27 protein-coding genes are annotated in these 26093 nt (G+C 61.1%); 12 read left to right on the top strand and 15 right to left on the bottom strand.

Annotation, left to right across the window (positions count from 1 at the left end; all coding sequences use genetic code 11):
* Positions 1–67: 67 nt before the first annotated feature.
* The 4 genes from HF027_RS00860 to cadR form a co-directional block, all read right to left on the bottom strand.
* Positions 68–1354, bottom strand: a complete 1287-nt coding sequence (locus HF027_RS00860) for a TRAP transporter large permease (RefSeq protein ID WP_168011976.1) — start codon at positions 1352–1354, stop codon at positions 68–70.
* Positions 1351–1785, bottom strand: a complete 435-nt coding sequence (locus HF027_RS00865) for a TRAP transporter small permease (protein ID WP_245184391.1) — start codon at positions 1783–1785, stop codon at positions 1351–1353. Before HF027_RS00865 ends, HF027_RS00860 begins: the two co-directional genes overlap by 4 nt.
* A 98-nt stretch (positions 1786–1883) precedes the next feature.
* Positions 1884–2903: a TRAP transporter substrate-binding protein gene (locus HF027_RS00870; RefSeq protein ID WP_168011980.1), complete on the bottom strand. Its 1020-nt coding sequence runs from the start codon at positions 2901–2903 to the stop codon at positions 1884–1886.
* 272 nt (positions 2904–3175) lie between these two features.
* Positions 3176–3637, bottom strand: coding sequence for a Cd(II)/Pb(II)-responsive transcriptional regulator (cadR, locus tag HF027_RS00875; protein ID WP_168011982.1), 462 nt, complete (start codon positions 3635–3637; stop codon positions 3176–3178).
* 107 nt (positions 3638–3744) lie between these two features.
* Here cadR and HF027_RS00880 point away from each other — a divergent pair, with 107 nt between their 5' ends.
* The 4 genes from HF027_RS00880 to HF027_RS00895 all read left to right on the top strand — a co-directional run bounded on the left by HF027_RS00880 (position 3745) and on the right by HF027_RS00895 (position 8563).
* Positions 3745–6042 carry a heavy metal translocating P-type ATPase gene (locus HF027_RS00880; protein WP_168011984.1) on the top strand — a complete coding sequence of 766 codons (2298 nt, stop codon included), beginning with the start codon at positions 3745–3747 and terminating at the stop codon, positions 6040–6042.
* Positions 6043–6262: 220 nt separating this feature from the next.
* The gene (locus HF027_RS00885) at positions 6263–6943 is read left to right on the top strand and encodes a YbaY family lipoprotein (protein ID WP_168011986.1); all 681 of its coding nucleotides are present in this window, start codon (positions 6263–6265) and stop codon (positions 6941–6943) included.
* 350 nt (positions 6944–7293) lie between these two features.
* Positions 7294–7692 (top strand): gamma-glutamylcyclotransferase family protein, encoded by a 399-nt coding sequence (locus tag HF027_RS00890; RefSeq protein ID WP_168011988.1) that lies wholly within the window; start codon positions 7294–7296, stop codon positions 7690–7692.
* A 64-nt stretch (positions 7693–7756) separates the two neighbouring features.
* Positions 7757–8563 carry a TraX family protein gene (locus HF027_RS00895; RefSeq protein WP_168011990.1) on the top strand — a complete coding sequence of 269 codons (807 nt, stop codon included), beginning with the start codon at positions 7757–7759 and terminating at the stop codon, positions 8561–8563.
* A 63-nt stretch (positions 8564–8626) separates the two neighbouring features.
* Here HF027_RS00895 and HF027_RS00900 read toward each other — a convergent pair whose 3' ends face one another.
* The gene (locus HF027_RS00900; protein WP_168011992.1) at positions 8627–9184 is read right to left on the bottom strand and encodes an NUDIX hydrolase; all 558 of its coding nucleotides are present in this window, start codon (positions 9182–9184) and stop codon (positions 8627–8629) included.
* A gap of 84 nt (positions 9185–9268) precedes the next feature.
* Here HF027_RS00900 and HF027_RS00905 point away from each other — a divergent pair, with 84 nt between their 5' ends.
* Both HF027_RS00905 and HF027_RS00910 read left to right on the top strand, forming a co-directional pair.
* Positions 9269–9949 (top strand): CoA pyrophosphatase, encoded by a 681-nt coding sequence (locus HF027_RS00905; protein WP_168011994.1) that lies wholly within the window; start codon positions 9269–9271, stop codon positions 9947–9949.
* Positions 9949–10602, top strand: coding sequence for a 2OG-Fe(II) oxygenase (locus tag HF027_RS00910; protein WP_209316374.1), 654 nt, complete (start codon positions 9949–9951; stop codon positions 10600–10602). The genes HF027_RS00905 and HF027_RS00910 overlap by 1 nt, the downstream gene beginning before the upstream one ends.
* A 17-nt stretch (positions 10603–10619) precedes the next feature.
* Here HF027_RS00910 and HF027_RS00915 read toward each other — a convergent pair whose 3' ends face one another.
* Positions 10620–10922: a Dabb family protein gene (locus tag HF027_RS00915; protein ID WP_168011998.1), complete on the bottom strand. Its 303-nt coding sequence runs from the start codon at positions 10920–10922 to the stop codon at positions 10620–10622.
* Positions 10923–10998: 76 nt separating this feature from the next.
* Positions 10999–11949 carry a LysR family transcriptional regulator gene (locus tag HF027_RS00920; protein WP_168012000.1) on the bottom strand — a complete coding sequence of 317 codons (951 nt, stop codon included), beginning with the start codon at positions 11947–11949 and terminating at the stop codon, positions 10999–11001.
* A 203-nt stretch (positions 11950–12152) separates the two neighbouring features.
* Between HF027_RS00920 and HF027_RS00925 the strand changes: the two genes are divergently transcribed.
* Positions 12153–13151: an NADP-dependent oxidoreductase gene (locus HF027_RS00925; RefSeq protein ID WP_168012002.1), complete on the top strand. Its 999-nt coding sequence runs from the start codon at positions 12153–12155 to the stop codon at positions 13149–13151.
* Positions 13152–13243: 92 nt separating this feature from the next.
* Here HF027_RS00925 and HF027_RS00930 read toward each other — a convergent pair whose 3' ends face one another.
* A complete protein-coding gene (locus tag HF027_RS00930; protein WP_168012004.1) occupies positions 13244–13585 on the bottom strand; it encodes a zinc ribbon domain-containing protein YjdM in 342 nt (113 codons plus the stop codon).
* A gap of 302 nt (positions 13586–13887) precedes the next feature.
* Here HF027_RS00930 and HF027_RS00935 point away from each other — a divergent pair, with 302 nt between their 5' ends.
* The gene (locus HF027_RS00935; RefSeq protein WP_342448691.1) at positions 13888–14973 is read left to right on the top strand and encodes an App1 family protein phosphatidate phosphatase; all 1086 of its coding nucleotides are present in this window, start codon (positions 13888–13890) and stop codon (positions 14971–14973) included.
* A 65-nt stretch (positions 14974–15038) separates the two neighbouring features.
* Here HF027_RS00935 and HF027_RS00940 read toward each other — a convergent pair whose 3' ends face one another.
* Positions 15039–15452, bottom strand: coding sequence for a hypothetical protein (locus HF027_RS00940; RefSeq protein ID WP_168012006.1), 414 nt, complete (start codon positions 15450–15452; stop codon positions 15039–15041).
* 211 nt (positions 15453–15663) lie between these two features.
* The gene (locus tag HF027_RS00945; protein ID WP_168012008.1) at positions 15664–16005 is read right to left on the bottom strand and encodes a TraR/DksA family transcriptional regulator; all 342 of its coding nucleotides are present in this window, start codon (positions 16003–16005) and stop codon (positions 15664–15666) included.
* A gap of 116 nt (positions 16006–16121) precedes the next feature.
* Between HF027_RS00945 and HF027_RS00950 the strand changes: the two genes are divergently transcribed.
* The 4 genes from HF027_RS00950 (at position 16122) to thpD (ending at position 19743) form a co-directional block, all read left to right on the top strand.
* Positions 16122–16586, top strand: a complete 465-nt coding sequence (locus HF027_RS00950) for a copper chaperone PCu(A)C (protein WP_168012009.1) — start codon at positions 16122–16124, stop codon at positions 16584–16586.
* An 18-nt stretch (positions 16587–16604) separates the two neighbouring features.
* Positions 16605–17186, top strand: a complete 582-nt coding sequence (locus tag HF027_RS00955; protein WP_342448692.1) for an SCO family protein — start codon at positions 16605–16607, stop codon at positions 17184–17186.
* 289 nt (positions 17187–17475) lie between these two features.
* Positions 17476–18357: a DMT family transporter gene (locus HF027_RS00960; RefSeq protein WP_168012011.1), complete on the top strand. Its 882-nt coding sequence runs from the start codon at positions 17476–17478 to the stop codon at positions 18355–18357.
* A gap of 435 nt (positions 18358–18792) precedes the next feature.
* Entirely contained in the window at positions 18793–19743 is a 951-nt protein-coding gene (gene thpD / locus HF027_RS00965; RefSeq protein WP_168012013.1) for an ectoine hydroxylase, read from the top strand.
* An 80-nt stretch (positions 19744–19823) separates the two neighbouring features.
* Here the strand turns inward: thpD and HF027_RS00970 are convergent, their stop codons facing one another.
* From HF027_RS00970 to HF027_RS00990, 5 genes are all read right to left on the bottom strand, one after another.
* Positions 19824–20597: an enoyl-CoA hydratase-related protein gene (locus HF027_RS00970; protein WP_168012015.1), complete on the bottom strand. Its 774-nt coding sequence runs from the start codon at positions 20595–20597 to the stop codon at positions 19824–19826.
* Positions 20598–20847: 250 nt separating this feature from the next.
* Positions 20848–21696 (bottom strand): 3-hydroxybutyryl-CoA dehydrogenase, encoded by an 849-nt coding sequence (locus HF027_RS00975; RefSeq protein WP_168012016.1) that lies wholly within the window; start codon positions 21694–21696, stop codon positions 20848–20850.
* A gap of 159 nt (positions 21697–21855) precedes the next feature.
* Positions 21856–23655: an acyl-CoA dehydrogenase gene (locus HF027_RS00980; protein ID WP_168012017.1), complete on the bottom strand. Its 1800-nt coding sequence runs from the start codon at positions 23653–23655 to the stop codon at positions 21856–21858.
* 122 nt (positions 23656–23777) lie between these two features.
* Positions 23778–25160, bottom strand: a complete 1383-nt coding sequence (locus tag HF027_RS00985) for an MFS transporter (protein ID WP_168012018.1) — start codon at positions 25158–25160, stop codon at positions 23778–23780.
* A gap of 231 nt (positions 25161–25391) precedes the next feature.
* Positions 25392–26042 (bottom strand): class I SAM-dependent methyltransferase, encoded by a 651-nt coding sequence (locus HF027_RS00990; RefSeq protein WP_168012019.1) that lies wholly within the window; start codon positions 26040–26042, stop codon positions 25392–25394.
* Positions 26043–26093 lie beyond the last annotated feature (51 nt).

Genomic DNA, 26093 nt, shown 5'->3' on the forward strand with positions numbered 1-26093 from the left:
ACGAAGATGGCTGCGCCACCAATAGTACAATACTCGGCGTCGCCGCCGAGTATTGTGCATCTATGGCCTATAAAAGATTGGGTAGCCAAAGGATCAGATTCGGAAATGCCGTGAAGACGCCCACGGCACCCAACAGAATCACCCAATAGGGCAGCGAAGCCCAGGCAGCTTCAGGCAAGGACACTTTATTATGGGTGATCGAGCAAAGAACGAACAGGTTGAGCCCCACTGGTGGCGTGATCATGCCGATTTCCATCAACAACGTCACGATGATGCCGAACCAGACGGGATCGAAACCCAGGCTGGTTACCATCGGGAAGGTAATGGGTAGGGTCATCAGCAGCAGGGATATCCCGTCGAAGAAACAACCAAGCAGCAGATAGACAAGCACGATCAGAAGCAGGATGCCGTAGCGATCCAGCCCCAGACCAGAGATGGCATCGACTGCGGCCCTGGGCATCCCGAGCAGGCTAACCGCCTGGGACAAAATCACGGTGCCGATCAAGATCATGGCGATAGCTCCAAACATTATCGACGCATGCTTGAATGCTCCCCATAGCTTCTTGAGATCAAGATCACCCCAGGTCAAACCAAGCACGATGCTGGCCGTTACCCCAAGGGCTGCCGCCTCGGTGGGCGTTGCGATTCCCATGTAGATGGTGCCGAGCACAAAGAAAATCAGGATCGGTAGGGGCCAGACCTCTAGCAGGCCACGCCCCACTGCCCCCCAGTCCATCTTCTCCTCACGCGGCGGTGCGACCGCAGAACCAAAACTCGAACGCACCATGATCCAGCCAAAGAATGACGTAGCAATCATCAAGCCAGGCAGCATGCCTGCTATGAACAGCTTGCCGATCGAAACATTCTGGGTCGCCCCATAGATGAGTAGCGCCAAGCTAGGGGGAATCAGCAACCCCAGTGTGCCACCCGCAGCCAACGTGCCGACAATCATGCTGGGGGAGTAACCTCGCTTGCTAAGCTCAGGGTAACCAACAGAGCCGATCGCTGCCGCAGTAGAGGTGCTGGAACCGCTTACCGCACCAAAGAGCGTGCAGACGGCAATGTTGGTATGCAGCAACTGACCGGGAATCCGCCGGAAAAGCGGCGTCAAACCATTGTAAACCCGGGTCGAAACGCCGCTGGCCAACAATATGTCACCGAGAAAGATGAATAGCGGCACAGCACTGAGAGTGAATTCGGTCAGCAGGTTCCAGGCCGAGTTGATCGCCAGCGCCGACGCCCCTCCGGCCTGGAAGTGCAGCAGAATGAAACCGGTCAGCCCCAGCGCCGCGCCCAGTACGGCACCGCTGCCTAGAAATACCAGCAAGCCTGCGCTTAAAATCGCCCAACTCATGACAAGCCCTCCCCGGATGATTCATCGGCAGAGCCAGCAAGACTACGCAGCCCGTTTCTCACAACGATCAAGATGCACATCAACATCGACATCGGCATCAGTGCCATCCAGGGCCAAAGCAGGACCCCGCTAATCTCGGAACGCGAGCCGATCTGAAAAGAAAACATCATGAAGTCCCATGCCTGGTAGGCGAAGGTGGTGGCGAAGGCGATGAAGATCGCATTGGCGAAAATATCGGCCGCCACGGCCAGCCGGTGGGAAAGCGTACGCACCAGAAGATCGATGCGAATGTGCTGACTGGTATTCAACACGTGGGGAAGCGACAGGAACGAAAGGGAGAGAAACAGCAGACCGGAAAGCTCATCGGAAAACCCGATGGGGCTTCCGGCCAGATATCTCATCAGAGTACTGACCAGCACGAGGCCGGTCATGAAGATCCCTCCACATACGCCTATCAGGAATACCCCGTATACCAGTCTGTCCAGCAAAGTAGACAAGACTTTCATTACAGGCCTCTCTCAATTATGACTTATTGGGAATCATCCTGGAGTTCACTGGTGACGGTTTCGTAGTAGCGAATACCATCATCGCCAGCTTTACTGGCCATCTCGTGCCAGGCTTCCCAGGCTGCATCCACGAAGGTCTGTACATCCTCGTCCGAGAACGCCGGCAGCATCGTGATGCCCATTGCCTTGCGTTCCTCTCGTGCCTTGGCCTCGCGCTCAGGATCCACTGCTCGATCGCGGGTCTCTTGCCAAATTTCATTGCCAGCCCGGGTTAAGACCTGCTGCTGTTGCTCATCCAGGCTTTCCCAGGTGCGGTCGCTGACCCCGAACATCCAAGGTGAAGCGGCCCAGGGGTGGAGGTAAGCTTCGTAGTCGGTCACTTCCTGAAGGGAAACTGTCTGTGCAACAGTCGACAGATAATAGGCACAGTCCACTACGCCAGTCTGCAGGGCCAGATACATATCATTCTGAGGAATCACCTGGGCCGAGATACCGAGGCGATCAAAGGTTTCGACGAGGTGACCCGACCAGACGCGTACCTTCTTATCGCGCAGCCCCTCAAGGCTGTTGATTGGCTCCTTGCAATGCAGCCCCACATCAAACACCGGGGCGACGACACCACCGATCGTGTGAATGTCCCAGTCAGCATAGCCCTCGCGATACAGCTCACGCAGGGTGGGCAAGATCTCAAGATGCTGCTCCGCATCGGTGATCGCCCCTTGTGCATAAACAGAGGCCATTTCCGGGGCATCACGGTTGTAATATTCTCCGTACATCAGCGCCATGTCGACCATGCCGCGCTGCATGATGCGCAGCATATCGGCCTCTTTCAGGCCGAGCGAGCCTGCATGATAGACGTCGACCTGCAACTGGCCGTCGGAATACTCATCGACCAGCTCGGAGAAACGCTTTATTGAGGCTGCCTCGGGGCGCGATTCCGCCAGCCCACTGTGAAACTTCAGGGTCCGGACATCTGACCAAGCCTGAGAAGCAGACGCCATTAGTGCCAGGGTGATGCTTGTTACCAATATTGTTTTTTTCATTTCAGCTTTCCTTGGTTGGCAAACTCTTTAAAACATCTCACGAGGTCAGACCGGATCTGGCACTGAATACGAACATAATGAGCCCATATGCGACAAAATGTGCACTTTTACCTCTCGGCGGTGTCTATTTTTGTTGGCCTATCATACTTCCGAGCCACGCCCTAAACGTCGCTATCGGGCGTAAATCGCCACGACTGCCCAAACGCCACCGACCCCGCGACGATGTCGGGGTCGGTGGCGTTTGAAGAGACGTGACTGCCGCGATGACAACGTTAAAGTCGAGGATGCGCCCCGGGTACATGGCCACCCTCTTCGCCAGACACCTGGCCTGTCGCTCCTTCCAGGGGCCGAGCAAGTTCCTTGAGAATGCCGCACTCGCTGGCAAATCGCTGGCCCTGACAGCGCGTCCGCAAGTCCACAAGCGAGCGTTCGAGGCTCTGTAGCTGTGCAATGCGGTCCGCCACGTGGGCGAGGTGTGCATCGATCAGGTCGTCGACGTCCTGGCAGGGCCGCTCAGGGTGGTCGTGGTAATCCAGCAGTGCGCGTATCTCGTCCTGCGTCATATCCAGCACGCGACAATGGCGGATGAAGGCCAGCCGTTCGGCATGGGCTTCGCCATAGAGCCTGTAGTTGCCAGCACTGCGCGCAGGCGCCGGCAGCAGTCCCTCGCGTTCATAATAGCGGATGGTGACGACGCGACAGCCGCTGCGCTTCGCCAGTTCACCGATTTTCATCGCCGCGTTCTCCCGAGAGTCTTGAGTAAAAGGGCCTGTCTTAGGTGTTGACCCTATACTGACTATAGGGCTTGTCATGGCACAAGCCATGACCCAAGGAGTTCACGATGTCCGGTGATCACGTAAACGAGCAGGGACAACACCATGAACCTGCTCGTGCTGCTGGCGGCTGCTGCGGTGCCCAGTCGAGACAGCACCAACGCGACACAAAAGCCCAGAGCGCACCGCCCGGCAGCATGACGCTGCGCCTGCGTATTCAGGAAATGGACTGCCCCACCGAGGAAGCCCTGCTGCGCAAGGCGTTGGCCGACGCGCCCGGGGTAGCCGCCCTGGAATTCGACCTGATGGGCCGGGTACTGAGCATTCATCATCACGATGCTGACCCCGACAACCTGGCGGCACGCGTTCGTGATCTGGGCATGACACCCAAGCCACTTGATGCCGAGGGAATCGACACCGACAGCGAAGATGACTCGGCAACCGCTGCCGACTCCTTTGCCGTGCGCTGGGGCAAGCTGCTAAGCGCCACTGCCCTGGCGCTGGGGGCAGAGTTTATCGGCTGGACCGATATACTCGCCGCGACCTGGCTCTCGCCGCTGCTGGCGCTGGCCGCGATTGGTCTGGTCGGCCTCCCCACCTGGCGCAAGGGCTGGGTCGCGCTGCGCCATCGCAGCCTCAACATCAACGCCTTGATGAGCGTGGCGGTAACCGGCGCCCTACTGATCGGCCACTGGTCCGAGGCTGCCATGGTGATGGTGCTTTTCACCCTGGCCGAACGCATCGAGGCCCACTCGCTCGATCGTGCGCGTCGTGCCATCCGCGAACTGCTGGATACCGCGCCCGATAACGCGCGACGTCAGGCCCCGAATGGCGACTGGGAGACAGTGGCCGCCGCAACCGTCGCCGTGGGTGATGTGGTGCGCGTCCTGCCCGGCGAGCGCCTACCCCTAGACGGTGCCATCATTCGCGGCCAGCCGACGCTGGATGAATCACCGATCACCGGCGAGAGCCTGCCCCGCGACAAGGGACCTGGCGAGGCGGTCTTCGCCGGCACCATCAATTGCCATGGCGACTTCGATTACCGCACCACCCGGCCGGCCGATGACACCACCCTGGCGCGCATCATCCACGCCGTGGAAGAGGCCCAGGCCAGTCGCGCGCCCACTCAACGCTTCATTGATCGTTTCGCCGCTATCTACACCCCCGCTGTACTGGCGCTCGCCCTGCTCACCGCCCTGGCCTGGCCACTCCTTGGGGGCTTCACCTCAGTGCAGGGCACCTGGCTCGACGGCATCTATAGGGCCCTGGTGCTGCTGGTGATTGCCTGTCCCTGTGCGCTGGTGATTTCCACGCCCGTGACCATCGTCAGCGGACTGTCCGCCGCCGCCCGCCAGGGCATCCTGATCAAGGGCGGGCGCTTTCTCGAGCAGGGCCGCAAGCTCTCCTGGCTGGCACTCGACAAGACCGGCACCATCACTCAAGGTCGCCCTCGCCTGACGACCTGGTCCGCCTTGAAGGAAGACCTTAGTGACCCGCTTGATGAAGCAGACCGCGCACGGCTGGCACACCAGGCGGCAAGCCTCACCGCACGCTCGACGCACCCGGTTTCCCGTGCCATCCATGATGAACTCGCAAGCGACGCCGGCGAGGAGGATATCGGGGCCTTCCAGGAACGCCCGGGGATGGGGGTGGAAGGCGAGTTAAAAGGCTCGGCGCTGTGGCTCGGCAACCGGCGGCTGTTGCATCGCCATGGCCTTGAAAGCGACGCTCTCGAAGAACGTCTAGAAACCCTGGAACGTCAAGGGGCAAGCGTGGTGATGCTCGGTGACGCGACCCGCGTGCTGGCACTATTCGTGGTTCAGGACCCAGTGAGACCGACCAGTTTCGAAGCCATCCGGGCCCTGAACCGACTCGGGGTTCGCACCCTGATGCTATCCGGTGACAATCGCCAGGCGGTCGCCGCCATCGCCGCCGAGGCCGGCATCGACGAAGCCCGAGGCGAGCTGCTGCCCGAGGACAAGCTGGCCGCCATCGAAGCCTGCACGAGCAGCGGCGTGACCGGCATGGTCGGCGACGGCATCAACGATGCCCCGGCGCTGGCGCGTGCGGACATCGGCTTCGCCATGGGAGCGGCCGGTAGCGACGTGGCCATCGAGACCGCCGATGTGGCGCTGATGGATGACGACCTGGGCAAGCTGCCCACTTTCCTGCGCCTGTCAGGCGCGACCCGGGCCGTGCTGATCCAGAACATCGCCATCGCTCTCGGCCTCAAGGCGATCTTCATGGTGCTGGCGTTTACCGGCCATGCAACGCTGTGGATGGCGGTATTCGCGGACATGGGCGCCAGCCTGCTGGTCGTGGCCAACGGCCTGCGCCTGCTGCGCGCCGGGCATCGCTCAGACTGACGAGCCCAAGACGGGCAACCGCCGAAGAGTCGGCCCGGCCCCCGACGCGACAACAGCAGATCACATGATTTTCCAACACCCGCCAGCGACACAAGCGTCGCGGACAGGCGACAGCAGGTTTCACCCTTCCTGCGCATTGCCTTGCTAGGGTCATGGTCACGCGGTCGCCAATAACGCGATCGGCACTTCCACAAAGACAATGTGCTGAAGGAGAACGACCATGAAACTGAAACGTCATCTTTTCATTGCGGCTGCCCTCACGGGCACCCTGGTCCTGGCCGGCTGCGACAACGGGGACGACACCGAGCAGGCCACCCAGAACGAGGCGTCAAGCCAGACCGAGCAGGCCGCCCAGAACGGAGCGTCAAGCCAGACCGAGCAGCAGGCCAGCCAGACACTGCAGGGCAAGCTGGAATTCTCAGCTACCGAGACCCCACTGCCGGAAGAGGCCGAGGTAACGGTGAGCCTGAAGGACGTCGCCGAGGCGAATGACCCCACCGTGATTACTGAGACCACGGTGACTCCCAAGAACGGTGAACCCGTCGAGTTTGCCCTCGACTATGACGCCTCAGCCGTGACCGCAAGCCACGCTCACATCCTGCAGGCGACCCTGCATGATGGCGACGGCAACCTGCACTGGAGCACCAAGCAACGCCACACCGTCGAGATCGGTCCCGACGCCGAGCAGGGGCCCATCACCCTGGTACTGGAACCGGTGACCAGCGGTCCCTCCGGCGACGAGAGCCTGCAGGAGGCCCAGCAGGACATGCTCGAACCCGAGAAAGATTCAGGTGAAGCCACTAGCGAAGCCGCCAGCCAGAGCATGGAGGAAATCGACGAAAAGGCCACCGAGATGCAGGCGCCCACCACGAGCGAGGCCGACACGACCACCGCCCAGTAAGCCCCTCCTTCAACCAGGCCCCCCGAATCCCCCGGGCGGGCCTTTACATGAATGCTCGAGCAGATGTTCAGGCAATATGTGCCGGTCAACAGCGCGGCCCTTGGGCAATTCACGCAGATAGCTGGTGATTTGCGAGTCGTCCGAACAGGGGCAGGCTCGATACCTAACGCCTGCCATACAGGGTAGTTCGCTGACTATAGTTCGGCGCACCAAACTGACTATCGTTTAGAAGCTACAGTTGGGGGCAGGCAGGTGACAGGCGTAATATTTGACGGACGTCGTATTGAGCAGGCATTGAGCAAGCACAAAGGCACCCGGTATAAGCCCGCCGCGCGAAAGGAGGAGCCACCATGTCTCATCTGATGTTCGTCTATGGCACGCTGAAATTCGGGTTCGTGAACCATGCCGACCATCTCAATAATGCCGAGTTCATCGATCACGGCACGACCTGTGATGCCTACCCGCTGGTACTGCATGGCGATGACATGAGACCGGTGCTGGTCGAAGCCAAAGGCAAGGGTTACCTCGTCGCGGGTGAGCTCTACCGGGTCGATAGCCAAACCCTCGATGCCCTCGATAGCCTGGAGCGTGTCAATGACCACGACGGCTATCGCCGCCGACGTTTGACGATAAGCGACGACAAGGGCCAACAGCACAGCGCATGGGTCTACATGAAACCCTGCGCCTGGGTCGACGATGTACGCAGCGAGATGATGGCCGTCTTCAATGATGAGCGTCATCGTGCCTGAGCGCTCAAGTCGACTTGCAAGTGATCAGCGTACGGCCCGACGCCCGCCTTCCGACAAGGCGAAAATGTCTCATTGGACCGGCTGGGGCCAGTGGCTTGCCCTGATTACCATGACCGTGGACCACATCACTCGCTACCTGCTGCCTGATGGTTGGGACGCCGGATGGGCCAGCTCGTCAATCGGTCGCATCGCCTTCCCGCTGTTCTCGGCCATGGTGGCCTGGCATGGCCTCTTCAATACGCGCAACCCGCTGCGTTACGCGAAGCGCATCCTGATCATCGGCCTGGTTGCCCAACTGCCCTACATGACCATGCCGCGTGATGGCTTCCAGTTGAATATCTGCTTCACCCTGGCCGCTGGGCTTGCCGCCGGCATCCTGCTTCGCAACATGCTGTATCAAGAGCAAGGGTTTCGAGGCGTGGCTTTCCGGCATCCGAATAGCCATGATGGCCCATCCCGTCAGAGTCAACCGGTATCGGTGAACACTGGGCTTGCGGTCGCGAACCTGGTCATGCTGAGTCTGGCATGGTGGGTGCTTGGCGACTGGGTCGAATACGGTCATCTCGGCCTTGCCATGATCCCGCTTTACATGCTGGCGTTCTCACAGCTTGGCGGCTTATCAGCGGGCCGTTTGACAAGTCTTGCAGGCGCGGCAGCAACGCTTCCGGTGCTTCTCAATGCCGGCCTGATGAACAGTTCCGAAATGGCCAAATCCTTTACCGTCGCGACCAGCCTTACCATGGTGCTGCTGGCCGCCGGGGCATGGCGCTGGGTGTCACGAGTGCGATATCCGATGCCTCGACGGCTGTGGCTCGCCTGGTACCCCGCACACTTCGCGGTCATCGCCTTGCTGCTGCACTGGCCAGGCTAGGAAGGCATCTTTCCGGCGGGGGCATCTGGTGAGGAGAGGCTCGGCGCCAGGCGCCGGGCCTCGTCAAGCACTCCCGAAGTAGCGTTCACGATCTTCGGGGGTAATGTCGCTAATATGCAGCGGGAAATGCGCGTCGCCCCGATCGCGGAAGAAGTGCTGAAGGGTGCGCTCGATGGTCGGGAAGGCCAGCTCGTCCCAGGGCACTTCATGCTCATCGAAGAGCGCCACCTCAAGACTTTCGGGGCCCGCCTCGAAGCTGCCTTTCAGATCAGCGCGGAAGATCATGAAGACCTGATCGATGTGCGGCAGATTGATCAGGGTGTAGAGGTCATGAATGTCGACTTCGGCACAGGCTTCCTCGCGCGTTTCCCGGGCCGCGGCCTCGACGGTGGTCTCGGCGTTTTCCATGAAGCCTGCCGGCAGCGTCCAGTAGCCTTTACGTGGGGCGATGGCGCGACGGCACAGGAGCACCTTGTTGCCACTGATGGCGAGCGTACCGGCGACAATGCGCGGATTCTGGTAGTGAATGGTGCCGCAGTCATCGCATAAGAAACGCGGGCGATCATCACCTTCGGGAATGGCAAAACGGACATTTTGCCCGCACTGGCTGCAGAAATTCATGACGGTCCTCACGCGGCCTGTGGGATGCCCACTTGACGCTTTGACGGGGGCTGGTTACAAGGAAGGAAACCCTGTGGAAGACCCATGTTAGAGAAACTTCGCGATCGCCTGCAAGCACATGTCCCGCAACGTCTGGCGCTCAAGCTGCCGCGTGCCGCCGTATTGCTGCCGATCGTGGATCGCCCGGAACCAACGCTGCTGTTCACCCGCCGCGCCAATCATCTCAAACAGCATGGCGGCCAGGTGGCCTTCCCCGGAGGCAAATGGGAACACGGCGATGACGATCTCTTGGCCACCGCCCTGCGCGAGGCCGAGGAAGAAATCGCCCTTCCTCCTGAGCGCGTCCAACTGCTGGGGCGACTCAGCGACGTCATCTCCCTGCACGGTCTTCGTGTCACGCCCTATGTGGGGATGATTCCCGCCGACCTGCCGCTCGTCCCCGAACTCGGCGAGCTGGACGCCATCTTCGAAGTACCACTGACCCATTTCCTCGACGACAGGCGCACCCATACCGATGTGATCAGGGTCGAGGGCCGCGACTACTATGTCCCGAGTTACCGGGTGCCCCATCAGCGGATGCCTGGCTCCTCCCCCGCTCGCGGGGCGGCGGATACGCCTCAGGACGATGACCATGTGATCTGGGGTCTGTCGGCAATGATGCTGGTAGAGCTGCTGGCGGAGGGCTTCGCGATGCCCATCAACCTGTTCGAGCGACCGCCGGGCGAGCTATGCTACCGGCCCGAACGTCGTCTGAGTACGCCATGATGTCCGATACTCCCCTGCTCGACACGACCGCCCTGACAGGCCTCGTTGATGACCTGGTCGAGCATGGCTGGTGCGTGGCTCAAGGCCTCATCGACCCCGCTCTATGCCTCACTCTGCAACGCGAACTCAATGACCTCGCCGAGCGGGATGCTCTGAGCGCTGCCGGCATCGGCCGCGGCGAGGCCCACGAACTTCGCCGTGATATTCGCGGCGATGCCATCCACTGGCTGAACCGGGAGAGCCTGCCCCAGCGCCAGTACCTTGCCGCCATGGACACCCTGCAGCATGCGCTGAACATCGAGCTCTATCTGGGGCTCTTCGAATTCGAGGCGCATTTCGCTCAGTACCCGCCAGGCAGTTTCTATCAGAAGCACGTCGACAGCTTTCGCGGTCGCGCCAACCGGGTAATCTCGACGGTGCTCTACCTGAACCCTGACTGGCCCGATGACGGCGGCGGCGAGATGGCCATCTTCGATCCGGCAACACCCGAGCGCGAACTTGCGCGTATCCGTCCCGAAGCCGGAACCTTCGTGTGTTTTCTATCCGATACGGTGCCCCACGAGGTATTGCCGACCCGGTTACCCAGGGCCAGCATCGCCGGCTGGTTCCGCCGTAACGCCTCCCTCAACGGCCTCGTCGACCCGGCACGCTGAACGGAATGAGCGCCCGCTCACGCCGCGTAGTCGATGACCCGCCGATCACGGCGGATGGCGGCCATGAAGGGCATCAGCGCCTTATGCTCGGGATGCTGCTGATAGGCCTCCAGGGCCTCGAGCGAGGCAAATTCCGCGACCAGCGAGAGATCCGCCGAACTATCCGTGTGCAGCAGGTCGATGCCCACCTCCAGGCCAAGCAGGCCCTCGATGCGTCCATTCAGCGCCTCCAGCAGGCGCTTGGCCTCGGCGGCATTGTCAGCCTTGGTGCGTCCCTCGGCCTGCTCGTGCAGGGTCCAGAGTACGATGTGCTTGATCATGGTATGTCCTTAACAGTGGGCGTTGGGTCTAGCGTTGAGCCACATAGGCAGGGTATTTCGGCACGCGCGGTCACATTCAGCTGCATGAGACGAGACGCTCGCTAAGCATGTGGTGGCGCGCCGCCAGGCCATGGAAGAGCCGCTCGCGCAGCCAGGCATGACCGGCATCGGCGTGGTGGCGCTCGTGCCAGACCAGCCAGTAAGAAAACGCCGGCACCTCAACGGGCAGCGAGCGCACCGCGAGCGGCCAGTGATCGATCACGCTGGCCGCCAGGCAGCCCGGCACGCACAGCAGCAGATCGCTGTGCTGGGTGGTGGAGAAACTCGCCAGGAAATGCGGCTGGCGCAGGCTCACCCGACGCGTCAATCCCTCTCGCTCCAGTGCCAGGTCCACCGCACCGCGGTCGTCGCCGCCCATGCTGACCAGCTGATGATCCGCCGCCAGGAAATCGTCCAGGCCAAGCGTCGCCTTCGCGACCAGAGGATGATCCTCGCGCATCACGCACACGAAACGATCAGCGCCGATCTCGCGGCCATGCACGCTCGCCGGCACCCGTTCGCCGGGCACGCTGATTGCAAGCTCCGGACCACCCTCGTCGAGCTGGCGTTCGATATTGCCGCGATAACTCTCGATTTCCAGGCGCAGGTGCGGTGCTTCTTGCTTGAGCGTCCGCCACTGGGGTGCCAGGAAGGCGTGCATGCCATAGTCGGTGCTGGCCAGACTGAAACGTCGGCTAGTGCTGGCCGGGTCGAAGGTCGGCGGCGCCAGCAGCGCCCCCAGTTCCTGCAGTAGCCTCGCCAACGGCGGGCCCAGCTCCTCGGCCCGGGCCGTGGGCCGCAAGCCACGGTGGGTGCGCACGAACAATGGATCGTCGAAGGCCTGACGCAACTTGGCAAGTGTCCGCGACACGGCCGGCTGGCTGAGGTTGAGTCGCTCGGCGGCTCTGGACACACTGCGTGAATCAAGCAGTGCATGCAGGGTGACCAGCGCATTGAGGTCGTGGCGAGCAAGGTCGGCGAGATGCATGAATATTCCCTACGGCATGGGGGCGAGGCCCCGTGCTTCAAGGGCTGGCGATATTAGCTAAACACATATCATGATTAAGCTACATGCATTGGATAGATATTTCTGGCTTGCACTAATATGGAGGCATTTCCGGCCCTCGCCGGGCATAAGCTTTGACTGAACGCTTATCACCTCTCAAGGATCACCTTTCAAGGAGACAGCCCATGCAAAGCCGTTACTTCACCATCAATGATCATCCCCAAGGCACCCCAGCGCGCGAGCTTTTCGAACTGCACGAGACCGAGCTGCCGGCACTGTCGAACGGCGAGGTCCGGGTGCGCAACACCTGGCTCTCCGTGGACCCCTATATGCGCGGTCGCATGAGTGGCGTGACGACCTACATTGACCCCTTCGAGCTCAATGCACCGCTCGAGGGGGCGGCAGTGGGTGAAATCATCGAATCACTCGACCCCGCCTTCCCGGTCGGCACCAAGGTGCGCCACATGGCGGGCTGGCGAGATATCGCTCAGCTACCGGGCAACCAGCTTGAGCCACTGCCCTATTTCGACGTCCCGGATCAGGCCTACCTGGGCGTGCTCGGCATGCCGGGCATGACCGCCTGGACTGGCCTCAACCGTATCGCCGAGATGCAGCAAGGTGACAACGTACTGGTCAGCGGTGCCGCCGGCGCGGTGGGCTCTCTTGCCGTACAACTGGCCAAGGCCAAGGGTGGCAACGTCGTCGGCATCGCAGGCTCTCAGGAAAAGCTCGACTGGCTCGAGTCCAAGGGCGTCAAAGCGGTCAGCTACAAGGACAAGAACGCCGCCCAACTGACCGAGGCCCTTAACGAGGTCTGCCCCGAGGGCTTCGATGTCTACTACGAGAACGTCGGCGGCATATGCCTTGAAGCGGCACTGAACAGCCTGAAGGTCGGCGCACGTATTGCTGTCTGTGGCATGATCGCGCGTTATAACGAGGATACCCCCAGCGCCGGGCCGAGCAATATCGCCATGATCCTGATTCGCCGTGCTCGCATGCAGGGCTTTATCGTTTTCGATCACTGGGCTCACTATCCTCAGTTCATCGAGACCATCGGCCCGCAGGTGGCAAGCGGTGAGATCGACTACGAAGAGACCATCGAAGAAGGCCTCGAGCGTACCCCGGATGCCTTCCTGAAGCTCTTCGAAGGCGCCAACCGCGGCAAGATGCTGGTCAAGCTTTAAGCAGCGCCACGCGTGCACCCTTGACGCCATGCCGATATAAAAACGGCCGGACCCAAGCGGGTCCGGCCGTTTTTTTGGCCTAGGCTCTGGAGTCAGACTTTCTTGACGAACTCGGACTTGAGCTTCATCGCCCCGATGCCATCGATCTTGCAGTCGATGTCGTGATCGCCATCGATCAGACGGATGTTCTTGACCTTGGTGCCGACCTTGACCACTGAGGACGAGCCCTTGATCTTGAGATCCTTGATCACCGTGACGCTGTCGCCATCTTCCAGCAGATTGCCATTGGCATCACGATAGACCGGTGAGTCATCGCCGGCATCAGCCGAGGCATCCTTGGCCCACTCATGGCCGCAGCCAGGGCATACGAACATGGCGCCATCTTCGTAGGTGTAGTCGGCATCGCATGATGGGCAGTTGGGAAGATCACTCATGGCTCGGTCCTGGTTTTTTATGGCGGTGACGGGTCGTGACCCACCAAGCGGGGCACGAAGGCCGGCAAGCCTACCCGGTTTGCCGCCACCACTCCACCGTCGGGCCCATTCGCCGCCTGATCTGGGTAAGCCGACACTTGCTTTCAACTTTGTTTTCAACAACCCAGGCCCGCTGCCCCATCGCCAGCGGGCCTGGGTTGTTTCGCGGCCCCGTCCTGCATAGAGTTGATGTTCAAGGGGCACATTCACCGTGACCGCCGCCGAGACGTCGTCCTTTTCCTGACCCTCCAGTGAGGCGCCTGTTGATCGCTAAATTGCTGCATTTCATGAAGAAACTGGTTCGCCTCTTCACTCGACCGATGAAAAGCGACAAGGGGCGAGGCGGCGTCATCGTGCAAACCTATCGCGGTTATGGCACGCACAAGGAAGCTTTCGTCATGGGCCGGGTCTTTCGCCAGCCAGGCACCGGCAGACGCTGGAAAGAAGGGGGTACCTCTCGAGATCTGATCGATGTCCTACGCCGCGTGATTCGGCATGGCGTCCGCGATGCCTGGGTGGTGATGCGCATGGGCGATGCTCAAACCACCGTCAAGACGGACCGTGACGGCTACTTCTTTGCCCATATCGACATCAACCATTCGCTGCCTACCGACAGGCTCTGGCACACGGCCTCGCTCGAGGTGACATCAGAAAAAGATGCCATCAGCACAGACACCCAGGTCTATATTCCCCCTGCCAATACCGACCTCATCGTGATCAGCGATATCGACGACACGGTGATGTACACAGGCGTTGCCAACAAGCTCAAGATGCTCTATCGGCTGTTCATGGAAAAGGCGCATAGGCGTACCGCCTTTCCCGGCGTCGCCGCCTTCTACCGGGCGCTGTATGGCGGCGTCGAAGGCAACCGCAAGCGCCCCATGCTCTATGTGTCGCGCGGTCCCTGGTGCATCTATGACATGCTCGACATGTTCTTCAACCTGAACCGGATACCGGCGGGCCCCATTCTCTTTCTGCGTGAATGGGGGATACGCCTGTCGCGGCCATGGCCACGCAAGGCAGAGGATCACAAGGCGGATGTCATCCGCGATATGCTGGCGCTATATGTCGACCTGCCGTTCATTCTCATTGGGGACAGCGGCCAGCACGACCCCGAGGTCTATACCCAGATCGTCAAGGAGAACCCCGAGCGGGTGTTGGCGATCTACATCCGCAAGGTGGATAACGACCCGGAACGCGACATCGCCATCGAAAAGCTGGCCAACGAGGTCAGCCATACCGGCTGCCGGCTGGTGCTTGCGAGCACCAGTCTCGACATGGCCGAGCATGCGAAGACCCACGGATTTATCTCTGAAGAAGGGCTTGAGGCGGTGCGCGACGAACAATGACCTCGCGCCGCGCATCGGACAGAAAGAACACCTGCGCCTCGGCAGCGCGCACGAATCGCGCGAGTCTAACTGAAGGCGGTACTCAGATCCGGCTTCATGGTCGGGCAGAGACGAGCCAGACCCCACGCCAGAGCAATACCCGCCAGCGTGAGCCCGACCGGCAACCAGCTGAACATCACCCCGGAAGACAGATACAGGGCCAGGAACACAACGGCCATTACCCCGCTACCGAGCATGCGACCTGCCTTCACGCCGGTGATGACGATACTTGCCAGCACTCCAAGACAAGGGATCAGCACGCTAAACACGTGAATCATGACGCCCTGGCTGCTCTGGGCAACATAGGGCAACACCCAGCGCGCCACTCCCTCCCAGACCAGCAGATAAACGATCGCCGGGGCGGCGAAGCCACCGAGTAGGCGCAACATGGTGCGTGACGTTTCCTCGTCACCGGGCTTGGAAGGCTGGGGCATAGGCATAAGAAGAATCCTGAAGGGGGTAAAAGACAGCGTGCCTGCAGAGTTGGCCCAACAGTGCCAACTGAAATGCTTATTTCAGGTGCTATCGAGGGCGCTATTGAATCATTGCCATCCGGTTATTGCACCGCCACAGGCGACACGATGCGTCGGCCAACAATGATGTCGCTGCAGAGTAAGGGGCATGAAACGTGACGATAACCGCGCTTACGGCCTACTCGGCGCAATCAATACATTTTAGGGTGGCGTAATTCAGCGCCAGTCGCTTGGGTGAAATGTACTCGCCGCATTCGATGCATTCGCCGAAACACTCGTCGTCAATGCGCGTGAGCGCCAGATCGATGAAGCGCATCGTTGCCTCGCGACGACGTTGAGCGGCCTGCGCCATGGCTTGTGTCTGCAGTGCATCCATGCGCGTCAATCGCCCGGTGCTGGTCTGATCAAGCGTCACCGTATCACGACTATCTGCACTAGCCTCGCCCTCCTCTACCAGCTGCCGACGCTGTTCGAGCAGCGATTGGCGCACCTCGTCCATGTCCAGTTCGGGATGGTTCATCGCTGCCTCCTGATGATGAATGGGAAACCCACGCTAACGTTATCGAAGATAGCTGTCATGCTGATACGCTTGATCGGTAACTGGGCACGGAAACCACCCAAGTGGAGCACCTCTTGATGGCCAATAGGTTCATGAATAACGCAACGACACCCAGCACGTGGATATGTGCATTGCTGACCTTGCTGCTTTCATGCGGTATGGCACAGGCTCAGGATCTCGTGCTCAAGGATGCCAAGCTCAGCCTGTTACCGGGAGATATGCCGGGCGCCGGCTACTTCAGCCTGCAAAACAGGAGTGCTGAAACCCTGACGCTGGTGGGCGCCGAAAGCGATGTCTTCAAGAATACCGAGATCCACATGAGCATGGAAAAAGACGGCATGGCCAGCATGCAGGCGGTGCCGGCACTCGATATTGCCGCCGGAGACAATCTCGAATTTGCGCCAAAAGGCTACCACCTCATGTTCATGAACCGGCTAACGCCCTTGGCAGTAGGCGATGACGTGGAGGTAATACTGCACTTTTCCGATGGACAACAGCTAGCCGCGACCTTTGAGGTTGTGTCTCCCGCCACCCTACTCTGATCGCCTATCAGGATACCCATGATGCTCAAGTGGCTTTCTCTACTCTTGCTGATACTGCTGCTGGCAGGCTGCAGCGACCCGGACTGGCACACCACGGATATATCCGAGGCCATGCCCGACCTCGACTTGCGCCTGACGGACGAAAATGGCCAGCAAGTTGAGGAAGACGCCTTTGCGGGCAAGACGACCCTACTGTATTTCGGCTATACCCACTGCCCGGATATCTGCCCCACCTCGCTTGCCAAGATAGCAGCCGCGATCAAGCGACTCGATGAGCCAGAGCGCGACGAACTGCAGGTGTTATTCGTCTCGGTGGACCCCGAGCGCGATACCAAAGCGAGCCTGCGGCAATACACGGAGATATTCGGACCTCAATTCATCGGCCTTACCGGCGACAGTTCACAGCTTGATGCACTGACGAATCGCTATAAGGTGAGCTATAGCTACGGCGAAAAAGACGCAAACGGTCGCTATGATGTCTCGCACTCCAGCGGCATTTTCGTCTTCGATGAGCAAGGCCAGGCACGCCTGCTCATGCGTGGCAGCGATCCGATTTCCTCTATCGTGAATGACGTCGAGCGCCTGATGGCAGAAGGTTAAGTGACCAGGCGCTTTTAGACGGGAAACGATTCATGAGCACCCGTGCGCCCCGTGGTCACATGCCTATAGTCGGCCAGCCTGGCAGCCCCTTTCCCCTGCGATGCTGGCCAAGGCCTACTTGCCCTGCCACTTGGTCATCTCGAGCCTGGGCCTACCACCCGCCTGCCGATCGACGTTTATCAACCCAAGACGCCGCATCATCCCCACCTCGCTTTGGTCGAAGCGGCCTTCCGTTAGCCACCTATCGGTCGTAACCTGCAGCCTCACCCTGCCGACACAAGGATGTTGGATGTCTCCCGCCGATACGCTACGTCTGATTCTTCTCTCCACCCTATGGGGCATGTCGTTCATCTTCATGCGCGTGGCAGTGCCGGAATTCGGCCCAGTGCCATTGATTCTGGTGCGCATGGGAGTGGGCGCTCTCCTGCTGGTGCCCCTATTGCTGGGGGCGCGATACCTGCGCCTGGTATGGGAGAACAAGGGACGCCTGCTGGTGCTCGGCCTTGTGAACCATGTGCTGCCCTTCTGCCTGTTGGCACTGGCCACCACACGACTTGAAGCTGGCTTCACCTCGCTGATTAATGCGACAACCCCGATCTTCACCGCCCTGCTGGGCGCCCTGTTCTTCACCACACCGGTGCAGCGCCAGCAGTACCTGGGCCTGGCCCTCGCCTTCTTCGGCGTCTACGTGCTCTCGGCCAACCGCCTGGATTTCGCCCTGGGTGGCGATGGCTGGTTCATTCTCTCGGCGCTGGGCGCCACCTTCTGCTACGGGGTTGCCACCAACTACTCGAAGACCTACCTGTCTCACCTCCCTGTGCGCGTGCTGGCGGCCGGCAGTACCACCATGTCGGCACTAATGCTGCTGATTCCGGGGCTTCTACTCTGGCCGTCGGAACCGATCAGCACCGTGGCCTGGGGCAATGGGCTCGCGCTTGCAGCGCTCAGTACCACGCTTGCCTTCCTTCTCTACTTCGGCCTGCTATCAAGCGCCGGGGCCACCGCAACCTCGACGGTCACCTTCCTCGTGCCGGTGAGTGCGCTGCTATGGGGCTATTTGCTGCTGGATGAGGTGCTCAGCCTGCAGATAATCGCCGGCATGGCCATCACGCTAATCGGCACCGCTATCGCCACGCGCATGATCCGGCTGCCCAGCAAACGGCTGGCATAAGGGCTGATATAAGGGCTGATATAGACCAACCGAGGCTGAATCAAACGGAAAAAGCAGAATAGCCCCTGATAGCCCCTGATAGCCACTGATAGCCCCTGATAGCCACTGAGGATGCCGCTTTCTGAATGGATCTAACGGCTTGCGGGCGCCGCATCGCTCCGCCAATTACGCGCGTGAAGAGGCTTTCCCGCCGTGACGACCTTCAGGCCCGATGGCGTTCGAGTCGTCCCGGCAAAGGTCGTCGCTGGCAAGATATCCATCGCCCTAGCGGCCAGGACTTGAACCTCAGCGGTTTAGACCAGCAGTATAATAGGCGAGCATTAGTTTCGTACGCCTGCCCATGGTGGGGCTCAGTGAGTGAACGGAGTGAAGCACCGCTCGTCCCCCCAGGAGCATCATGGCGTAGCGTTTCTGAGATCATGAGGAGGTTTTCCTATGGTAGACCGTCTAGATCCTTATCCCACTCGCCTGACCGAACACCGCGACCCTCTCTCCCGCAAGGAGCCAATCGTCCATGCCCGCAACCAGCGTCGCTGGGAAGGCCCGTTGGATGAAGTGGCCCTCTCTCGCTTCGAACGGGATGGTTTTCTGTGGTTCAACGGCTTTTTCTCCCGGGACCGGATCGAGCCATTCTTCGATGAGCTCAAGCAAATGGCCAACGACGAATCGCTAATGCGCTCCGACCAGGTCATTCAGGACCCCAATAGCGGCGCCATCCGCTCCGTATTCGGTATGCACAAGCTCTCGGAGCACTTCGACCGTTTGACGCGCGACCCACGTATTCTTGGGATGGTGCGGCAATTACTGGGTAGCGAGGTCTACATCCACCAGTCGCGTATCAATGACAAGTACGGCTTCCAGGGCAGTGGCTTCGACTGGCATTCGGATTTCGAAACCTGGCACGCCGAGGACGGCATGCCTCGCATGCGGGCAGTGAGTGCGTCGCTGATGCTGACCGACAACAATGAGTTCAACGGCCCGTTGATGCTGATTCCCGGGTCGCATCGCCAATTCGTGCCATGCGTTGGCGAGACACCGGAAGCAAACTGGCTGGAATCCCTCAAGGCTCAGAAGCTGGGCGTGCCGGATCAGCAAGCGCTAGCGACCCTGGCTGAGCGAGGGGGTATTCAGGCCCCCAAGGGGCCGGCGGGGTCGTTGCTGCTGTTCGAATGCAACACGCTTCATGCGTCAAACGAGAACATGTCGCCCTGGCCACGCTCCAACCTGTTCTTCGTCTACAACAGCGTGGATAACGCGCTGCAAGAGCCTTATGCAGCCCCCTCTCAGCGTCCCGAATTCCTCGCTACCCGCAGCGACATCCAACCGCTGACGATGCATGACGATTTCCCGGAACTCGCAGGGCAAGGGGTCGACCCGCTGCACTAAACGTACTTCGCCCCCCTCTCCAAACCACGTAACGGCCGTGACGCCACCGTCACGGCTATTGTCATGGCACGCCTCCGGGATCAGAAGTTCGGCTTTCGCTTCTCGAGAAAGGCTGCCATGCCTTCCTTCTGCTCGCTGCCGGCGAAGCCCAGTGCAAAGAGGCTCGTTTCCAATGCCAGGGCGCTGTCGAGGTCCTGATCCATGCCGTCATGCACGGCCTGCTTGGCACTACGTACGGCCTTGGGACCATTGACGTTGAGCTGCTTGGCGAGTGTCTCGGCGTATTGCTCGAGCTCGGCCTGGGACATCACCTGATTGACCAGGCCGATACGCAAGGCTTCCTGGGCGTCGATCTTGCGCCCGGTGGTGATCAGGTCCAGCGCCATGGCCGGGCCGATGCGGCGCGGTAGTCGCTGAGTGCCGCCAAAACCGGGAATCACGCCGAGCAGCACTTCCGGCTGGCCAAACACCGCGTTGTCGCTTGCCACCGCCCAGTCGCAGGCCAACGCCAGTTCGCAGCCACCGCCCAGGCAGAAGCCGTTGACCAGCGCCACGACCGGTACCGGCAGGCGCTCTAGACGCTTGATGGTGGTCAATGCCTGACGGGCAAAGGCGTGGGCCTCGTCAGGAGTCTTGTCGCGCATCTCGGCAATGTCGGCACCGGCGACAAAGGCCTTCTCGCCCTCGCCGGTAATCAGGACCGCACGCAGATCCGCCTGACCCTCAAGATCATCAAGCATGCGGGCAAGCTCGGTGAAGAGCGCCGAGTTGAGGGCGTTAAGGGCCTTGGGGCGATTCAGGGTCAGGCGGGCAATACCGCTTTCGATAACCAGATGGACAGGTGCGTCTTGCATGATGCCTCCTTTAGCAGGATTCGTCCTCGAGAGCCGATGCGCGCTACCCGGCAGGCGCCCGGTTGGCACGAGATCCTAGCGTTGTCATGGACAAGTAAAAAACAGGGCCTAGGCTGTGTCTGAAAAGTCGACGAGCGAAGGCCAGACAAGGCAAAAATCGGCGAAAGAGCGGAGTTTACGGGGTGTAAATGAGCATCTTGAGCCGATTTTTAACGCCGTATGGACGAGCGCAGTACTTTTCAGACATTGCCTAGTTGTAGAGATGAAAGCCGCGCCCGCTTTTGCGCCCCAGATAGCCCGCCGCCACCATCCGCTTGAGCAGCGGGCAGGGACGGTACTTGGGATCGCCGAAGCCCTCCTGCAGCACCTCCATGATCGCCAGGCACACATCCAGACCAATCAGGTCGGCGAGCTTCAGCGGCCCCATGGGATGGGCGGCGCCTAGCTGCATGGCCTCATCGATGGCTTCGGGGCTGGCAGCGCCTTCCTGGACCAGAAAAGCGGCCTCATTGATCATCGGCACCAGCAGGCGATTGACGGCGAAACCCGGAGAATCGGCGATGGCCACCGGCGTCTTGCCCAGCGCCTCGGTGAGTTGCTCGATCGTGTCGACGGTGGCATCACTGGTCTGCTCGGCACGAATCACCTCGACAAGCCCAAGCACCGGCACCGGGTTGAAGAAGTGCATGCCAACCACCCGCTCGGGACACTCGCACACCGCCGCGAGGCGGGTCAGCGACAGCGAGGAGGTATTCGAGGCAAGGATGGTGTCGTGATTCAGGCGGCTAAGCTCCGTGAAGAGCGACTCCTTGAGCGCAGGATCTTCCGGGGCGGCCTCGATGATTACCTCGCGATCACTCAGGTCATCCAGGCTAGTGGTCAAGGTGAGGCATTCAAGCGCCGACACCCTGTCTGCGCTGGTTATTTTTTCCTTGTCGACCAGCCGGGCCAGGCCCTTGTCGATCTTTTCGCGAGCCCCGGACAGCGCGTCGTCGCGAACATCGTAGAGCATGACCTGATGATGGCTGGTGATCAGTACCTGGGCGATGCCCTGGCCCATGGTGCCGGCGCCGACGACGCCGATACGGCTAATGCTCATGCTGAGGGTCTCCGTGATCCTGCCGCGGCTGGCAACCACTGCCACCCACGGCGCTGAATAGGAAGGGACGATTAGGGGGAACGGCGAATCTCACTCATCGTCGCTCCTTGCTAGCCTACCTTGACATGACGAATGCTGCAGTGCCGAATAGGCGGAGTCTCAGTATTCGGGGCCGACCATCGACAGGCTGTCGATACCCGCCTCGATTACCGCTCGGTTGGCACGCCCCACCGGCAGCCAATGCCGCAGGGCGTAGTCGGCACTCGCCACTTTGGCGCGATAAAAGGCCTGATCGCCAGAACCTGCAATGAGTGCTGCATCCGCGACCAGCGACGCTTGCCCCATCTGCCAGGCACAGAGCACATGACCGGCAAGCGACAGGAAGGGGGTCGCGTAGGCCTGAACGGCATCCGCACCTTGAGCCGGATCGCGACCGGCATCGAGCACCAGCACCATGCTGGCTCTCAGGTCATCGACACCGGCCGCAAGCGCAGCGCCCTGATTGGTGAGGGCAGGCGTATCGGCGAGGCGGCCGGCTGTCGCGTCCATCTCATCGAGCAACGATGTAAGGGCGGCACCGTTATCCCGCGAGAGCTTACGGCCGGCGAGATCCAGCGCCTGAATGCCGTTGGTGCCCTCGTAAATCGGGGCGATCCGCGCATCACGCCACAGCTGAGCGGCGCCGGTCTCCTCCACATAGCCCATGCCCCCATGCACCTGCACCCCTAGCGAAGCGATATCCACGGCTTGATCCGTGGAGAAGGCCTTGACCACTGGAATCAGCACATCAACGCGTGCCTGAGCCAGCTCACGGGTCTCGGCGTCGGCGTGATGACGGGCACGGTCCATCTGCGAGGCACAGTAAAGCGCCAGGGCGCGCAAGGCATCGGTACGCGCCCGCATCGACAACAGCATGCGGCGCACATCGAAGTGATCGATGATCGCGGCCGACTCGCCACCGCGCGACCTGGGTGCCCGGCCCTGGCTGCGCTCTGCCGCGTAGGCGAATGCCTGCTGGGTGGCGCGCTCGGCAACGCCGATGCCCTGAATACCGACCTTGTGACGGGCCGCATTCATCATCGTGAACATGTGATTGAGCCCGCGCCCAAGCTCCCCCACCAGATAACCGATGGCACCCGCGCCTTCGCCGAAAACAAGCGTACAGGTGGGCGAGCCGTGAATGCCGAGCTTGTGTTCGATGGAAGCGCAGGTGAGGTCGTTGCGAGCTCCCAGCGTGCCGTCCTCTTCAACCAGGAACTTGGGCACCAGGAACAGCGAGATGCCCTTGTTGCCCTCCGGAGCATCCGGGGTACGCGCCAGTACCAGGTGGATGATGTTGTCGGCGGCCTCATGCTCGCCCCAGGTGATATAGATCTTCTGGCCGTGCAGGCGGTAGTGATCGCCGTCATCTGAGAGGATGGCCCGGGTGCGCACCTGAGAAAGATCCGAACCGGCCTGAGGCTCGGTAAGGTTCATGGTGCCGGTCCAGCTGCCTTCGATCAGCTTGGGCAGAAAGCGTGCCTTGAGCGCGTCGCTGCCGTGATTCGTCAATGCCTCGATGGCACCGGCGGTCAGCATCGGGCAAAGACCGAGTGCCATGTTGGCACCGTGCAGCATCTCCTGAACGGCACTCGACGCCACCTCGGGCAGGCCCTGTCCTCCCTGGGCCTCGGACACGCCGATCCCGTTCCAGCCACCTTCGACATAGGCCTGATAAGCCTCGATGAAACCATCAGGCACGATCACGGCCCCATCCGGCTGGCGACGACAGCCCTGACGGTCGCCGGCCAGGTTGAGCGGTGCCCAGACCTCACCGGCCAGCCGAGCGGCTTCTTCCAGCACTGCGTCCAGAAGGTCGGGGCCGGTGTCCTCGAACCCCGGCAGATCGAGAGAGGCGTGACCGAGGAGTGCCTCGAGCACAAAGCGGGTGTCGCGCAGCGGAGCGTGATAAGGCGTCATCGCGGCTATCTCTTGGGAAAAAGGATATCCGCGATACTAGGTTAGCGGCCCTTGGCGGAACCATTAGGCGAAAGCCGCAGCAACTGACGTTGACGTCAACGGATGACTGAAGTCTCACATCGTCAGATACCCGAATCTGGCTTCGGCGGCTCGCCAGCATCATCGTAGTAGGCGATGTGGGCATCATCGGCGCGAGGTGGCCCGACCACGGGCTCAGCGACCGCCACTTCGGGCACCGCCTTGGAGAGATCCTCGAGATGCTCATGCTCGAAAGCGCCCTGCACCAGCTCATCAGTGACGGCAAGCTCTGCTCCCACCAACGTCTGTGTCTGTGTTGCCACGAAAGGTGCCGTGGGCAGCGGTGCAGGACGCACGCTGCGCCGCCACACAAAGAAGCCGGCCAGGCCAAGCCCCACAGTGCCCATCGACCAGAAGAGGCCGCCATCACCAAGCGTGGCCATCACCGGGGTAATCAACGGCGGACTGACCATGGAGCCGAGGGCGTTGATCAGCAACAGCCCCTGGCTCATGCGCACCAGAGCCCCGGCCGGGGCCCGGTCGGCGGCATGGCCGACCGCGACCGGATACAGCGAGAAGACGCCGCCGCCGAGCAGGAACAGCAGCCCCGCCACCAGTCGCGGATCACTTGGCAGCAGCAGCAAGGCGATCGACAGGCCCGCCGTACAGGCGCTGATGATAATCAGTACCCACTGGCGGTCGTGCCTGTCCGACCAGCGACCAATCGGGTACTGCAGCAGCATGGCCCCGAGCACCACGACCGCCATCATCTGGCCGACCTGGGCGACCCCCAGGCCGCTGCGCTGCAGGTAGAGCGGCAACAGGCTATAGACGGCGGCCACCACAAGTCCCGAGCCGAAGCAGCCCATCACGCCGGTAGGCGTCAGGGTGATCAAGCGCAGCGGCGACAGCGGCTCGGCATGCTCGATCAAAGGCGAGACCCGCGGAATCATTGCCATCGGCAACACCGATAGCGAGGCCAGTAATCCCACCACCATGAAGGGCGCGGTCTCGACCATGGCCGTGGTCGCCCCAAGCAGCAGTTGACCGAGTACCCCGGCCGCGTAGACGGCAATCATGTACATGGCCAGCAGGCGACCGCGCACCTTGGTATCGCCGCTTGCCAACAGCCAGCTCTCGATGACCAGGTAGACACCCACCGTGGCCCAGCCGCCGATCAGGCGCAGCACGAACCAGCTGATCGGGTCTAACCACAGCCCCTGCAGCAGCACGGTGACCGCTACCAGCGAGGCGAAACAGCCATAGGCGCGAATATGCCCGATACGCAGCAGCAGGCGGTCATTGAACAGCGCACCCAATGCCAGGCCGATAAAGTAGGCCGACGATACCCAGCCGATCACGACAGCAGAGGTGCCCGCCGCGTCCAGGCGCAGCGTAATAAGCGTACTGAGAAAGCCATTACCGATGCACAGAATAAAAAGCCCAAGCAGGGGTGCCAGGGCCATGGACAGCAATTGCCGGGACATGAACATGCCTCACATCAACAAGAGGGGAGCACCGCCGTTGTAGGCGGAAGATGGGGCGCGAACCGGGCCCCTGGAGGAGAGGGCCATCGGCGCCGTTGTGCAGGAGGAAACCTTAGCTTTCAACGATGCATCATGGACAATCGCGCGGCGAATATACGCTCAGCCGGGCTCGCCGCCAAGTGCTATTTATCGGCTCGCACAAGGGCCTTAACCGCCGCGATGGTGCTGCCACTAGGAAGAAGAGCGCTTGAGAAGCACGACGTCGTGATCGGGGAAGATCACCTCCATGGCGAGGCGCTCAGCCAACCAGTGAAAGCTCGCCTCGCTGAAGAAGCACACATGGGTGGGATCGAGAATGTAGTGCCAGTCCACGAAGATCTCATGGCGGGTAACCCGCTTGGTCATCAGCCCCAACCAGCCACCGGGGCGCAAAAGGCCAGCCAGACGGGTGAGCTCGACACCGGGTGCAGCCATGTGTTCGACCACCTCGGTTGCCGTGATGAAATCATAGCGGCGCGACAGAGGGGCCCGGTCGGGGGCGAAGAAGGGATCGTAGACCGCCATCGGGTATCCCGCTTCCTCGAACATCACCGATAGCGTTGGCCCCGGTCCACTGCCCACATCGAGCCCCTCGGCACCAGCCGTCAGCCGCGCCTGCAGAGGCGTCTGCAGGCGCGAAAGGAAACGCCGATAGCCGGCATCCTGTGGCGAGTTCTGGTGCTGGTCATAGACCGCGCGCTCGGCGTCGGCTGCCAGATGCTGGTGAGACGGCACGAAGACCAGCTTGCAGACCTGACACTGCACGTAATCGCGACACGCATCCCGATGGTAGGCCACTGCATCGAGGGCGTCGCACAGCGGACAGGACAGAGGCTGGGTCATCGTCGTATGCTCATGGATATTTTCGCCGCCAAGCCTATCCTGTTCGCGCTG

The sequence above is a fragment of the Halomonas salinarum genome (assembly GCF_012062845.1).
GTDB lineage: Bacteria > Pseudomonadota > Gammaproteobacteria > Pseudomonadales > Halomonadaceae > Onishia > Onishia salinarum.